14 protein-coding genes are annotated in these 12,921 nt (G+C 52.7%); 12 read left to right on the top strand and 2 right to left on the bottom strand.

Annotated elements, in window-relative coordinates:
- Positions 1 to 6: 6 nt before the first annotated feature.
- A complete protein-coding gene (gene hmpA, locus ACSBQN_RS09555; RefSeq protein ID WP_004236944.1) occupies positions 7 to 1,188 on the bottom strand; it encodes an NO-inducible flavohemoprotein in 1,182 nt (393 codons plus the stop codon).
- Between the two features lie 370 nt (positions 1,189 to 1,558).
- On the opposite strand from hmpA, the gene glyA reads away from it, so the two are divergent.
- Together glyA and ACSBQN_RS09545 are read left to right on the top strand one after the other, a co-directional pair.
- Positions 1,559 to 2,812, top strand: a complete 1,254-nt coding sequence (glyA, locus tag ACSBQN_RS09550; protein WP_004236943.1) for a serine hydroxymethyltransferase — start codon at positions 1,559 to 1,561, stop codon at positions 2,810 to 2,812.
- Between the two features lie 80 nt (positions 2,813 to 2,892).
- Positions 2,893 to 4,044 carry a 3-phenylpropionate MFS transporter gene (locus ACSBQN_RS09545; RefSeq protein ID WP_024473941.1) on the top strand — a complete coding sequence of 384 codons (1,152 nt, stop codon included), beginning with the start codon at positions 2,893 to 2,895 and terminating at the stop codon, positions 4,042 to 4,044.
- 55 nt (positions 4,045 to 4,099) lie between these two features.
- On the opposite strand, the gene suhB is transcribed toward ACSBQN_RS09545, so the two are convergent.
- Complete coding sequence (gene suhB / locus ACSBQN_RS09540; RefSeq protein ID WP_214167731.1) at positions 4,100 to 4,903, bottom strand: inositol-1-monophosphatase; 804 nt, start codon at positions 4,901 to 4,903, stop codon at positions 4,100 to 4,102.
- Positions 4,904 to 5,022: 119 nt separating this feature from the next.
- On the opposite strand from suhB, the gene trmJ reads away from it, so the two are divergent.
- From trmJ to pepB, 10 genes are all read left to right on the top strand, one after another.
- Entirely contained in the window at positions 5,023 to 5,760 is a 738-nt protein-coding gene (trmJ, locus tag ACSBQN_RS09535; RefSeq protein WP_024473940.1) for a tRNA (cytosine(32)/uridine(32)-2'-O)-methyltransferase TrmJ, read from the top strand.
- Between the two features lie 84 nt (positions 5,761 to 5,844).
- Entirely contained in the window at positions 5,845 to 6,336 is a 492-nt protein-coding gene (gene iscR, locus ACSBQN_RS09530; RefSeq protein WP_004236939.1) for a Fe-S cluster assembly transcriptional regulator IscR, read from the top strand.
- Positions 6,337 to 6,386: 50 nt separating this feature from the next.
- Complete coding sequence (locus ACSBQN_RS09525; protein ID WP_004236937.1) at positions 6,387 to 7,601, top strand: IscS subfamily cysteine desulfurase; 1,215 nt, start codon at positions 6,387 to 6,389, stop codon at positions 7,599 to 7,601.
- A 25-nt stretch (positions 7,602 to 7,626) separates the two neighbouring features.
- Positions 7,627 to 8,013 carry a Fe-S cluster assembly scaffold IscU gene (gene iscU / locus ACSBQN_RS09520; RefSeq protein ID WP_004236936.1) on the top strand — a complete coding sequence of 129 codons (387 nt, stop codon included), beginning with the start codon at positions 7,627 to 7,629 and terminating at the stop codon, positions 8,011 to 8,013.
- Between the two features lie 102 nt (positions 8,014 to 8,115).
- Positions 8,116 to 8,439 (top strand): iron-sulfur cluster assembly protein IscA, encoded by a 324-nt coding sequence (gene iscA, locus ACSBQN_RS09515; protein ID WP_004236935.1) that lies wholly within the window; start codon positions 8,116 to 8,118, stop codon positions 8,437 to 8,439.
- Positions 8,440 to 8,468: 29 nt separating this feature from the next.
- Positions 8,469 to 8,987, top strand: coding sequence for a co-chaperone HscB (hscB, locus tag ACSBQN_RS09510; RefSeq protein ID WP_024473939.1), 519 nt, complete (start codon positions 8,469 to 8,471; stop codon positions 8,985 to 8,987).
- Between the two features lie 9 nt (positions 8,988 to 8,996).
- Positions 8,997 to 10,844: a Fe-S protein assembly chaperone HscA gene (gene hscA, locus ACSBQN_RS09505; RefSeq protein ID WP_024473938.1), complete on the top strand. Its 1,848-nt coding sequence runs from the start codon at positions 8,997 to 8,999 to the stop codon at positions 10,842 to 10,844.
- 10 nt (positions 10,845 to 10,854) lie between these two features.
- A complete protein-coding gene (fdx, locus tag ACSBQN_RS09500; RefSeq protein WP_004236932.1) occupies positions 10,855 to 11,190 on the top strand; it encodes an ISC system 2Fe-2S type ferredoxin in 336 nt (111 codons plus the stop codon).
- 14 nt (positions 11,191 to 11,204) lie between these two features.
- Entirely contained in the window at positions 11,205 to 11,405 is a 201-nt protein-coding gene (gene iscX / locus ACSBQN_RS09495; RefSeq protein ID WP_024473937.1) for a Fe-S cluster assembly protein IscX, read from the top strand.
- Positions 11,406 to 11,561: 156 nt separating this feature from the next.
- A complete protein-coding gene (gene pepB, locus ACSBQN_RS09490) occupies positions 11,562 to 12,857 on the top strand; it encodes an aminopeptidase PepB (RefSeq protein ID WP_354632839.1) in 1,296 nt (431 codons plus the stop codon).
- Positions 12,858 to 12,921: the final 64 nt, after the last annotated feature.

Raw genomic sequence — 12,921 nt, 5'->3', positions numbered from 1 at the left:
TCGCGATTATAAAATTTTGTGCGGACCGAAACATTCATAATGGATCTGGTCTGCGCTGACGCCGATTGCAGTCAGCTGACGCGCAATGTGCTGCATAAAGGCTACCGGCCCGCACAGGTAGTAGTGGCGGGTTTTACTGAGCAGGGCATCCTGCTGAGCGGTTAAATCCATCAGCCCGGTCAGGTGCGGATGAGCTTCGTCTGCGCGCGGCTCTCTGTACCAGACGGTCTGACTGAACGCAGGCAGCTGAGCACCAAACCGGTTTACTTCCTCCGCAAAGGCATGCACGCCGCCGTGCTCTGCCGCATGCAGCCAGGTCACGTCTGCCGGATGCTGTTGTGCGGCGAGTGTCTGCAGCATAGCCATCATCGGTGTTAAGCCGACACCGGCTGAAATCAGGACCACCGGAGTCTCTTTTTCTGCCTCCAGGAAGAAATCCCCCAGCGGCGGGGTCAGTCTGACCACATCACCTTCCTGCACATTGGCGTGCAGCCAGCCGGAAATCGTACCTTTGTCTTCACGTTTGACTGCAATCCGGTAGGTTTTACCGTCCGGTGCCTGCGTCAGGGAATACTGGCGGATCTCCTGATTTTCCAGCACATCATCATTGATATAGACACTGATATACTGCCCCGGGCGGTAATCCGCGACAGGTTTACCATCGACCGGAGCCAGTTCAAAACTGGTGATAAGTTCACTCTGCGGCTGTTTGCGGATCACGCGGAATTCACGCAGTCCTTCCCATCCGCCCGGCGACGCCGCTTTTTCCTGATACAGCCCGGCTTCGCGCTGAATAAAGATATCCGCCAGCACGCCGTACGCTTTCCCCCAGGCGGTAAGGACTTCCTCACCCGGATTGAGCAACTCTTCAATGGTGGCAAGCAGGTTTTCCCCGACAATCGGGTAATGCTCAGGTCTGATCATCAGACTGGCGTGCTTGTTGGCAATTTTTTCCACTGCCGCACCCAGCGCGCCGAGGTTATCAATATTCATGGCATAGGCGCAGACCGCATTAAACAACGCTTCACGCTGTGCACCGTTCTGCTGGTGGCTCATGGTGAAGATATCTTTTAACTCCGGATGCTGACGAAACATGCGGTCATAGAAATGGGCGGTCAGTTTCGGGCCGGTGGCGGCAATCAGCGGGGCGGTGGATTTTACGGTGGCGATAGTTTGTGCATCGAGCATAGCAGGGCTCCTGAAAAAGCATCACATCAGTGTGAAATTTATAACATGTATTTTTTATGCAACTTATAATACAGGGCAGAATTTGTAAAGCGCAAATTTTTCTGCTGTTTCTGAAAATCCGGTGAAAATAGCGAAATTGATCAGTGAGCGTGGGTAAGAGGGGATCACAAATCCGGTATTGTGTCCGATGGACAGGATATTCTTATGAAATAATAAACATGCTAATTACCTGATTTTACCGCTATGCAATCGTTTGCGTATTTTTTGTTTCCGGGGCTATCTCAATTCAGAAAAAGGGTTTACACTGTAGGGCATTCGTCCCCGGAAAGGGGTGTTTTTTTATCGGCATCAGGCGAGTCAGGAGAAGCGAATGTTAAAGCGTGAAATGAATATTGCAGATTACGACCCACAACTCTGGCAGGCGATGAAAGACGAAGATCGTCGTCAGGAAGAGCACATTGAATTAATTGCCTCTGAAAACTATACCAGCCCGCGCGTTATGGAAGCTCAGGGCTCCCAGCTCACCAACAAATATGCGGAAGGATATCCGGGCAAACGCTACTACGGCGGCTGCGAATATGTGGATATCGTTGAACAGCTGGCGATTGACCGTGCAAAAGAACTGTTCGGCGCAGACTATGCCAACGTTCAGCCGCACTCAGGCTCCCAGGCTAACGTCGCAGTGTACTCCGCACTGCTGTCACCGGGCGATACAGTATTAGGGATGAACTTAGCGGAAGGCGGTCACCTGACTCACGGCTCTCCGGTAAACTTCTCCGGTAAACTGTACAATATCGTCCCTTACGGTATCGATTCTGCCGGTAAAATCGATTATGACGATGTCGCTGAACAGGCGAAAAAACATCAGCCGAAAATGATCATCGGCGGCTTCTCTGCTTACTCCGGTGTGGTTGACTGGGCGAAAATGCGCGAAATCGCTGACAGCATCGGTGCTTACCTGTTTGTTGATATGGCCCACGTAGCCGGTCTGGTTGCTGCGGGTGTTTATCCTAACCCGGTTCCGCATGCTCACGTTGTCACCACCACCACGCACAAAACCCTGGCGGGTCCGCGCGGCGGGATGATCCTCGCAAAAGGCGGTGATGAAGATCTGTACAAAAAACTGAACTCAGCGGTATTCCCGGGTAACCAGGGTGGTCCTCTGATGCACGTTATCGCCGGTAAAGCAGTGGCGTTAAAAGAAGCAATGGAGCCTGAATTTAAAGCAAATCAGGTCCAGGTTGTAAAAAATGCCAAAGCAATGGTTGAAGTCTTCCTGAACCGTGGTTATAAAGTGGTGTCCGGCGGTACTGAGAACCATCTGTTCCTGGTGGATCTGGTTGATAAAGACATCACCGGTAAAGATGCGGATGCGGCACTGGGCCGTGCAAACATCACTGTCAACAAAAACAGTGTGCCGAACGATCCGAAGAGCCCGTTTGTGACTTCCGGTATCCGTGTCGGTTCCCCGGCGATTACCCGCCGCGGCTTCAAAGAAGCAGAAGCCCGTGAACTGGCCGGCTGGATGTGTGACGTGTTGGATAACCTCAATGATGAAGCGACCATTGAAGCAGTGAAACAAAAAGTTCTGGCTATCTGTGCGAAATATCCGGTTTACGCATAATCGCGTTACCAATCTGATGTAACCAAAACCCGCTTCGTTCGCCGCGAGCGGGTTTTTTGTATTCCTGAAAGGAGAGGCAGATGTTTGTTCCGTCATCGCTCTGGCTGGCGCTTGATTATTTTACGTATTTTTTTTCCTACGGGATTTTTCTTCCCTACTGGGGCGCATGGCTGAAAGGTGAAGGGCATGATGTGGCAACGGTCGGTATGCTGCTCAGTGTGGGGCTGGTGGCGCGGTTCGCCGGCAGCCTGTTTATCACACCGCTGTTTAAAGACCCGTCACGGCTGATTTTTGCTCTGAGACTGATGGCGCTCTGTTCTTTTCTGTTCGCGGTGGCGTTTTATTTCGGTTCACACTGGCTCTGGCTCTTTTTTGTTATGGCCGGATTCAACCTCTTTTTCTCGCCGATGATCCCGCTGGGGGATTCCCTCGCCGCAACCTGGCAAAAACAGTTTCCGATGGATTACGGCTCGATCCGTGTCTGGGGATCGGTGGCATTTATCATCGCCACCTCGGTTACCGGGATGCTGATGGATATCTGGAAGCATGAGGTTATCCTGGCGGCATTAGTGGTCAGTACCGGCTCGCTGTTGCTGACGTCACTGCTGCGTCCGCGCATTATGCCGTCCGGGGAGATGAAACAGCGCGGACCGCAGGTAAAATTCCGTGTTCTGCTGAAAGATAATGCGGTGGTCCGCTTTCTGCTGTGTGTGAGTCTGTTGCAGGGGGCGCATGCCGCCTATTACGGCTTCAGCGTGATTTACTGGCAAAAAGTCGGCTATTCTGATGCCGCGATCGGCTATCTCTGGTCGCTGGGCGTGGTGGCGGAAGTGATTGTCTTTACCTTCAGTAATAAGCTGTTCCGCCGCTGGAGTGCGGCCAACCTGTTACTGCTTTCCGGTATCTGCGGTATTCTTCGCTGGTCACTGATGGGCATGTCAGCGGCACTGCCGGTGCTGATTGTGGCGCAGATCCTGCACAGCGGCACCTATACCGTGTGTCATCTGGCGGCCATGCGTTTTATCGGTGCCCGCAAATCCACGGAAATCATTCCGTTACAGGCGGCGTATTCCGCACTGGCGATGGGCGGGGCGATTGCGGTGATGACGTTGGTGGCGGGGTATCTGTATGAGGATATCCACGGCGGTATATTTTATCTGATGGCACTGACAGTACTTCCGGCACTGTTCCTGAGGCCGAAAGTCCGGCCGCAGACACCGGAAAACGCATAATAAAAAAGGGTTATGACTGATGTCATAACCCTTTTTCACATCTGGCGGAACAGAATCAGCGTTTCAGAGACTCAGTCAGCTCATCACGCAGTTCTGCCAGCAGTTCGCGGACTACACGCGGGCTGCCTGCAACGATGTTACCGCTGTCGATATAACGGTGGTCACCGGTGAAGTCAGTGACGATACCGCCCGCTTCACGGACCAGCAGCTCACCACCGAGGAAGTCCCACGGTTTCAGGCCGATTTCAAAGAAACCGTCCACACGGCCGGCAGCGAGATAAGCCAGATCCAGTGCGGCAGAGCCGGTACGGCGGAAGTCTGAGCAGCGGGTAAACAGTTTGCCGAGCATTTTGATATAGGTATCAGCGTGCTGTTTTGCTTTGAACGGGAAGCCGGTAGCCAGTACCGCGCCGTCGAGATCACGGGCAGTGGCACCGCGCAGACGGTAGCCGTTTAACTGTGCGCCCTGACCACGGACAGCAGAGAATAATTCGTTACGCATCGGATCGTAAACAACCGCCACTTCAGTGCGGCCTTTGATACGGAATGCGATAGATACCGCGAAGTGCGGGAGACGTTTGACGAAGTTGGTGGTGCCATCCAGGGGATCAATCACCCATTGCATATCATATTCTTCACCGGGTAACTCACCGCACTCTTCGGAGATAATAGTGTGCTTCGGATAAGACTTGCGGATGATCTCGATAATCATCTGCTCGGCTTCGCGATCCACGTTGGTCACAAAGTCATTGGAACCTTTCTGAGTTGTCTCAACAGTGTCAGGCATTTCATAGTGTTTGGCAATCAGGTTGCCGGCCTTACGTGCAGCACGTATGGCGATGGTAAGCATCGGATGCATGGGGTTGTCCACCGGGATGTTAAAGAACGAAAATAAACGCGGCAGAGTATAACAGGTGATCGTCAATCTGACTATTCTTGTGTTAAGATATTGCGATAATTTCTCAAAGAAAGTGTGTTATGTCCGAAAATATCCGAATCGTCCTGGTTGAAACCTCACATACAGGCAATATGGGCTCCGCTGCGCGGGCTATGAAAACAATGGGGTTATCCAGCCTTTATCTGGTCAATCCGCAGGTACAGCCGGACTCTCACGCCATCGCGCTGTCTGCCGGTGCCAGTGATGTTATCGGCAATGCAAAGATTGTCAGCACCCTGGATGAGGCGATTGCCGGTTGTGAACTGGTGATCGGCACCAGTGCCCGGTCACGCACACTGCCGTGGCCGATGGTTGAACCGCGTGAATGCGGGGAAAAAAGTGTTAAAATCGCACAGACTGCCCCGGTCGCGATTATTTTCGGCCGTGAACGTGTCGGGCTGACCAACGATGAATTGCAGAAGTGTAATTATCATCTTTATATCCCGACCAACCCGGAATACGGCTCGCTGAACCTGGCAATGGCGGTGCAACTGGTCAGTTATGAGATCCGGATGGCATTTCTTGCCTTTCAGAATGAGAGCGAACCGGCAAATAATGATGAGGCAGATGAGGTACACTATCCGCCGGCGGATGATATGGAGCGGTTTTACACGCATCTGGAATCGGTTCTCAATGAATCCGGTTTTATCCGCAAAGCACACCCGGGTCAGATTATGAACCGTCTGCGCCGCTTATTTACCCGCGCGCATCCGGAAACACAGGAGCTGAATATCCTGCGTGGTATCCTGACTTCTGTTGAGAAATGGGCGAAAAAATAGTTGAGTAAATTACTGGGTTAAATAGTTGACTAAATTACTCAGGAATGACACAATTTCTTCACCATTTATCACGGGGATCCGGTTATGAGACTGACATCAAAAGGGCGCTATGCGGTAACCGCTATGCTCGACGTAGCGCTGCACTCCCATGAGGGGCCCGTACCACTGGCTGACATTTCTGAACGTCAGGGTATCTCCCTCTCTTATCTTGAGCAACTCTTCTCCCGTCTGCGTAAAAACGAGCTGGTTTCCAGCGTTCGCGGGCCGGGCGGCGGGTATCTTCTGGCACGCGGTGCCGGTGAGATTTTCATTGCTCAGGTCATCTCGGCCGTCGATGAATCCGTTGATGCGACCCGCTGTCAGGGAACTCAGGAAGGTTGTCAGGGCGGTGACCGCTGTCTGACACACGCGCTGTGGCGTGACCTGAGTGACCGTATTACTGATTTCTTAAGCAGTATCAGTCTGGAAGAGTTAGTAAATCATAAAGAAGTGATTGATGTTGCTGATCGCCAGGATGATAAACGTCGTGCACATAATCTGGCAATTAACGAAACGATTATCAATCTGCAAGCATAAGCAGAAACCTGCGTTAACAACGCAACCGTAGTTCATGGAGCAATTGAGCGATGAAATTACCGATTTATTTAGATTACTCAGCAACCACCCCGGTTGACCCGCGTGTTGCTGAAAAAATGATGCAATGCCTCACAATGGACGGCATCTTCGGCAACCCGGCCTCACGTTCTCACCGCTTTGGCTGGCAGGCCGAAGAGGCTGTCGATATTGCCCGTAACCAGATTGCTGATCTGGTCGGCGCTGACCCGCGTGAAATCGTGTTCACTTCCGGTGCCACCGAGTCTGACAACCTGGCAATTAAAGGTGCAGCCAAATTCTATGAGAAAAAAGGCAAGCACATTATTACCTGTAAAACTGAGCATAAAGCGGTACTCGATACCTGCCGTCAGTTAGAGCGCGAAGGGTTTGAAGTAACCTATCTTGCGCCGCAGCGTAATGGCCTGATCGACCTGGCTGAACTCGAAGCTGCAATGCGTGAAGACACCATTTTAGTCTCAATCATGCATGTGAATAACGAAATCGGTGTGATTCAGGATATCGAAGCAATCGGTGAACTGTGCCGCAGCAAAGGGATTGTTTTCCATGTGGATGCCACCCAGAGCGTCGGTAAAGTGCCGGTTGATTTAAGCAAACTGAAAGTGGATCTGATGTCCTTCTCCGGCCATAAGATTTACGGCCCGATGGGTATCGGCGCACTGTATGTCCGCCGCAAACCGCGTATCCGCATTGAAGCGCAGATGCACGGCGGTGGTCACGAGCGCGGTATGCGTTCCGGTACACTGGCAGTTCATCAGATTGTCGGTATGGGTGAAGCTTACCGTATCGCCAAAGAAGAGATGGCAGCGGAAGCTGAGCGTCTGTCCGCACTGCGTATGCGTCTGTGGAACGGTATCAAAGATATCGAAGAAACCTATCTGAACGGTTGCCCGGAGCACTCCGCACCGAATATTCTTAACGTCAGTTTCAACTATGTTGAAGGTGAATCCCTGATGATGGCGCTGAAAGATCTCGCGGTATCATCCGGTTCTGCCTGTACGTCCGCCAGCCTGGAGCCGTCATATGTTCTGCGCGCCCTGGGTATGACCGATGAACTGGCGCACAGCTCAATCCGCTTCTCTCTGGGTCGTTTCACGACTGAGGAAGAGATTGACTATGCTATCAAACTTATCCATAACGCAATTGGCCGCCTGCGCGATCTTTCCCCGCTGTGGGAAATGCACAAGCAAGGTGTTGATATTAACAGTATTGAATGGTCACACCATTAATCAGACGGTTTCAGGAGTATAAACAATGGCTTATAGCGATAAAGTAATCGATCACTACGAAAACCCGCGCAACGTCGGTTCATTCGACAACGAAGACCCGACTGTCGGCAGCGGCATGGTGGGTGCACCGGCCTGTGGTGACGTAATGAAGTTACAGATCAAAGTTGATGATAACGGCGTGATTGAAGACGCACGTTTCAAAACCTACGGCTGCGGCTCGGCGATTGCGTCAAGCTCACTGGTGACTGAGTGGATGAAAGGGAAGACCCTGGATGAAGCTGAAGCCATCAAAAATACCGCGATTGCGGAAGAACTGGAATTACCGCCGGTGAAAATTCACTGCTCGATTCTGGCTGAAGATGCGATCAAAGCAGCAATTGCGGATTACAAAAGTAAACGCCGGGGCAACTAATAGCCCGCCGCTGCCGGTGTGCAGCAGGTAAAACAATAAAATAATGGCGGATACTGATCCCATCGGTCATCCGCCATACTGGTTTATAGAGCGAGGTGTGTAATGTCCGTTTCTCTTACAGAAAGTGCGGCAAACCGGGTCACCAGTTTTCTGGCAAACCGCGGTAAAGGAGTAGGTCTGCGGTTAGGCGTGAGAACCTCCGGTTGCTCTGGTATGGCTTACGTACTTGAATTTGCCGATGTCATTAATGAAGATGATGTCGTCTTTGAAGATCACGGCGTAAAAGTGATCATCGACGGAAAAAGTATTGTGTATCTTGACGGCACGGAAGTGGATTTCGTGAAGGAAGGGTTAAACGAAGGGTTTAAATTCAATAACCCGAACGTCAACAGCGAATGTGGCTGCGGCGAGAGTTTTCACGTTTAACTGATCCATTTATCCGCGAAGAGAACACGATGAACTATTTTTCCCTGTTCAGCCTGCCTGTGCGTTATGACCTTGACACACAGGCACTTGCCGGTCGTTATCAGGATTTGCAGCGCCAGTATCACCCGGACAGATTTGCCGCCGGTGATGCGAAAGAACAAGCGCAGGCACTGACGATGGCCGCGACCATCAATGACGCCTACCAGTCCCTGAAACATCCCCTGAAACGTGCGGAATACATGCTGCTGTTACATGATATTGATATCAATAATGAACAGCACACAATGCATGACACCGCATTTCTGATGGAGCAGCTGGAGCTGCGCGAAGCCCTCGATATTATCGAACAGAAACAGGACAGTGATGCACTGGCCGGTTTTGCTGCCACTATCACTAAAATGACAAAAACCCGGATGGCAGAGATGATTCGTCAGCTGGATGACGAAGACTGGACCGCTGCTGCGGACAGCGTGCGTAAATTACGATTTTTGAGTAAACTGACGCAACAAATTGAAAATCTTGAAGAACGTTTGCTCGACAGTTTCTAGGGGAAAAATATGGCACTGTTACAAATCAGCGAACCGGGACAGGCTCCCGCCCCGCATCAGCGCCGCCTTGCCGCGGGTATCGATTTAGGCACCACCCATTCACTGGTCGCCACTGTGCGCAGTGGTGAAACCGACGTGCTGCCCGATCACGAAGGGCGTTATTTACTGCCTTCTGTCGTGCAGTACAGCGCGGATAACCGCCTGGTCGGCTGGGATGCCCGTGCAAATGCGGCTGCCGATCCTCAGAATACCATTATCTCTGTCAAACGCATGATGGGGCGCTCGCTGACCGACATCACTGAGCGCTATCCTGATCTGCCGTATCAGTTACAGGCGGGCGAAAACGGCCTGCCAATCATCCGCACTGCTGCCGGGCTGACGGATCCTGTCCGTGTCTCGGCGGATATTCTGTCCGTGCTGGCACAGCGCGCGCAGGAAACCCTCGGCGGTGAGCTGGATGGCGTGGTGATCACCGTTCCCGCCTATTTCGATGACGCGCAGCGTCAGGGCACCAAAGATGCAGCCCGCCTTGCCGGGTTACATGTGTTACGTCTGCTGAATGAGCCGACGGCAGCAGCAATCGCCTACGGGCTGGATTCCGGTCAGGAAGGGGTGATTGCGGTTTATGACCTCGGCGGCGGTACGTTTGATATCTCTGTGCTGCGTCTGAGCCGTGGTGTGTTTGAAGTACTGGCCACCGGCGGTGATACCGCGCTTGGTGGTGATGATTTCGATAACCTGATTGCTGACTGGATTTATGAACAGCGCGGCATTCAGTCACAGGGGCATTCGCAGCACCGTGAAGTATTAAATGCGGCGGCGGAAGCCAAAATTGCACTGTCTGATGCCGCACAAACCACCATCTCCCTGGATGGCTGGCAGGGTGTGCTGACCCGTGAGACCTTTGAGGAACTCATTCGTCCGCTGGTCAGAAAAACCCTGATGACCTGCCGCCGTGCCCTGAAAGATGCGGGAACGGATCAGGATGAAGTCCGCGAAGTGGTGATGGTCGGCGGATCAACCCGCGTGCCGCTGGTGCGTGAGCTGGTCGGTGAATTTTTCAGCAAAGAGCCGCTGACTTCGATTGACCCGGATAAAGTGGTTGCTATCGGTGCCGCGATTCAGGCAGATATCCTGGCCGGTAACAAACCGGACAGCGACATGCTGCTGCTGGATGTGATCCCGCTCTCGCTGGGGCTGGAAACCATGGGCGGCCTGGTGGAAAAAGTCATTCCGCGCAACACCACCATTCCGGCAGCCCGTGCCCAGGAATTTACCACCTTTAAAGACGGTCAGACCGCCATGACTATTCATGTGCTGCAGGGCGAGCGGGAAATGGTCAGCGACTGCCGCTCCCTGGCACGTTTCACCCTGCGCGGTATCCCGCCGATGGCTGCCGGTAACGCCCATATCCGTGTCACCTTCCAGGTGGATGCGGACGGGCTGCTGAGTGTCAGTGCACTGGAGAAATCCACCGGTGTGCAGGCCTCAGTCCAGATCAAACCGTCTTACGGCCTGAGCGATACCGATATCGCCGGGATGATCAAAGATTCACTCGAAAACGCAGAAAACGATTTATCCACCCGCCGTCTGGCGGAACAAAAAGTGGAAGCTGCCCGCCTGCTGGAGAGCCTGACTCAGGCGCTTTCAGAGGATGGCAATTTACTGAGCGACGACGAAAATGCTGCTATTGATGCGGCAGTCGGTGTGCTTATTGAGAGCGTTGAAGGCGACTCCCCAGCCGCCATTGAAAACGCAATTAAACAACTGGACAAGCAAACACAGGTATTCGCGGCGCGCCGGATGGACAATTCTGTCCGCAAGGCACTCGCGGGCCACTCTGTGGATGAGATATAACGGGAAGATTATGCCTAAGATTGTTTTTTTACCGCATGAGTCATTATGCCCTGAAGGTGCGGTATACGACGCAAATGAAGGTGAGTCAATTCTGGATGTTGCCCTGCGTAACGGTATCGAAATTGAACATGCCTGTGAGAAATCATGTGCCTGCACAACCTGTCACTGTATCGTCCGTGAAGGGTTTGACTCCCTCGGAGAGAGCAGTGAGCTGGAAGATGACATGCTGGACAAAGCATGGGGACTTGAGCCGGAAAGCCGTCTGAGCTGCCAGGCGAAAGTCGCGGATGAAGACCTGGTGGTGGAAATTCCGAAATACACCATCAACCACGCGCGTGAGCACTGATAAAGGAGCCTGAAATGGGACTGAAATGGCAGGACAGCCGTGAAATCGGCGAAGCTCTGTATGATCTGTACCCGGACACAGATCCGAAAACCGTGCGTTTCACCGATATGCACCAGTGGATCTGCGAACTGGACGAATTTGACGATGCCCCTGAAAAATCTAACGAAAAAGTATTAGAAGCAATTTTGTTAGTCTGGCTCGACGAATTTGAATGATGTCTTTTGTTACGCGCATCAGGCCGCACAATTGTGTTAGCGTGCGGTCTCTGATGCGCGTATGCTGTTACCGCCTCCTGTGCAGACCGGCACGCCGTGCATTCCTCAAAAAAATCTGACTGTTACGGCAGTCTAAAAGTCAAAAGAGAGAACGAAATGACGCAACTCATCATGCCTGTAACCTTATCGTATGAACCTGCTTCTCCGGCGTGGGGAGAGAAAGCCCTGGTCAGCGCGACTGACAAAGGAATGACTGTTCATTTAAGCCGTAAAGGGATGCTGTGCGCTGTACAGAGCGCGGGCCGCAAAATCGACGGTCAGGGCATCCGCAATGTGGTGCTGAGCGGCAGCAACTGGGATCTGGAAACCAGCTGGGCATTCTGGCAGGGCTTCCGTGGCCCGAAAGGCGCACGCTCGATTGAATGGCCGGAATTACCGGAAGCGGATAAAACCGAACTGGAACACCGTATCCGTATCATCGACTGGGTACGCGATATCATTAATACCCCGGCGGAAGAACTGAGCCCGGAACAACTGGCACAGCGTGCGGTTGATCTGCTGTGCGGCATTTCCTGCAATTCTGTCGGTTACCGTATCATCAAAGGGGAAGATTTACGCGAGCAGGGCTATATGGGGATCCATACGGTCGGCCGTGGTTCTGTACGTCCGCCGGTACTGCTGGCGCTGGATTACAATCCGGGCAAACAGGAAAATGCACCGGTGTTCGCCAGCCTGGTCGGCAAAGGGATCACCTTTGACTCCGGCGGCTACAGCCTGAAACCGTCTTCCTCCATGGACTCCATGAAATCCGATATGGGCGGCGCAGCCACCCTGACCGGCGCACTGGCAATGGCTATCAGCCGCGGCCTGCAAAAGCGTGTCAAACTGTATCTGTGCATCGCGGATAACCTGGTGAGCGGTAATGCCTTCAAACTGGGTGATATTATCCGTTACAGCAACGGTAAATCCGTTGAAATCATGAATACTGATGCGGAAGGGCGTCTGGTACTGGCGGATGGTCTGATTGAAGCGGACAAAGATAACGCCGGATTTATCATCGATGCAGCGACCCTGACCGGGGCGGCGAAAACTGCGGTCGGTAACGACTATCACGCGGTGATGAGTTTCGATGACGCGCTGTACAATGAACTGATGTCAGCCGCTGATCAGGAAAAAGAGATGTTCTGGCGTCTGCCGCTGGCAGAATTCCACCGCCGTCAGATGCCGTCCTCCTTTGCGGATCTGAGCAACACCGGGGCACCGAATACTGCCGGGGCAAGTACCGCAGCGGCATTCCTGTCTTACTTTGTGGAAGATTACCGCAAGAACTGGCTGCATATCGACTGTGCAGCCACTTATCGCAAAGCGCCGTCAGACTTATGGTCTGCGGGTGCAACCGGGTACGGTGTGCGCACTGTGGCGGCACTGCTGCTGAAAAAAGCCGGACAGTAACCGGGCATTGCCCTGCTGATTCTGCTGTAAAACGGTCACATAACATGTGGCCGTTTTTCTGTGA

It is taken from the genome of Morganella sp. B601 (assembly GCF_051172335.1).
GTDB classification, from domain to species: domain Bacteria; phylum Pseudomonadota; class Gammaproteobacteria; order Enterobacterales; family Enterobacteriaceae; genus Morganella; species Morganella morganii.
Note: the sequence above shows the minus strand (reverse complement) of the source record. Positions and strands in the feature narration are given on the sequence as shown.

Coding starts and splice junctions, on each gene's coding strand:
- hmpA (WP_004236944.1), bottom strand. CDS start 1,188: ATGCTCGATGCACAAACTATCGCCACCGTAAAATCCACCGCCCCGCTG.
- glyA (WP_004236943.1), top strand. CDS start 1,559: ATGTTAAAGCGTGAAATGAATATTGCAGATTACGACCCACAACTCTGG.
- ACSBQN_RS09545 (WP_024473941.1), top strand. CDS start 2,893: ATGTTTGTTCCGTCATCGCTCTGGCTGGCGCTTGATTATTTTACGTAT.
- suhB (WP_214167731.1), bottom strand. CDS start 4,903: ATGCATCCGATGCTTACCATCGCCATACGTGCTGCACGTAAGGCCGGC.
- trmJ (WP_024473940.1), top strand. CDS start 5,023: ATGTCCGAAAATATCCGAATCGTCCTGGTTGAAACCTCACATACAGGC.
- iscR (WP_004236939.1), top strand. CDS start 5,845: ATGAGACTGACATCAAAAGGGCGCTATGCGGTAACCGCTATGCTCGAC.
- ACSBQN_RS09525 (WP_004236937.1), top strand. CDS start 6,387: ATGAAATTACCGATTTATTTAGATTACTCAGCAACCACCCCGGTTGAC.
- iscU (WP_004236936.1), top strand. CDS start 7,627: ATGGCTTATAGCGATAAAGTAATCGATCACTACGAAAACCCGCGCAAC.
- iscA (WP_004236935.1), top strand. CDS start 8,116: ATGTCCGTTTCTCTTACAGAAAGTGCGGCAAACCGGGTCACCAGTTTT.
- hscB (WP_024473939.1), top strand. CDS start 8,469: ATGAACTATTTTTCCCTGTTCAGCCTGCCTGTGCGTTATGACCTTGAC.
- hscA (WP_024473938.1), top strand. CDS start 8,997: ATGGCACTGTTACAAATCAGCGAACCGGGACAGGCTCCCGCCCCGCAT.
- fdx (WP_004236932.1), top strand. CDS start 10,855: ATGCCTAAGATTGTTTTTTTACCGCATGAGTCATTATGCCCTGAAGGT.
- iscX (WP_024473937.1), top strand. CDS start 11,205: ATGGGACTGAAATGGCAGGACAGCCGTGAAATCGGCGAAGCTCTGTAT.
- pepB (WP_354632839.1), top strand. CDS start 11,562: ATGACGCAACTCATCATGCCTGTAACCTTATCGTATGAACCTGCTTCT.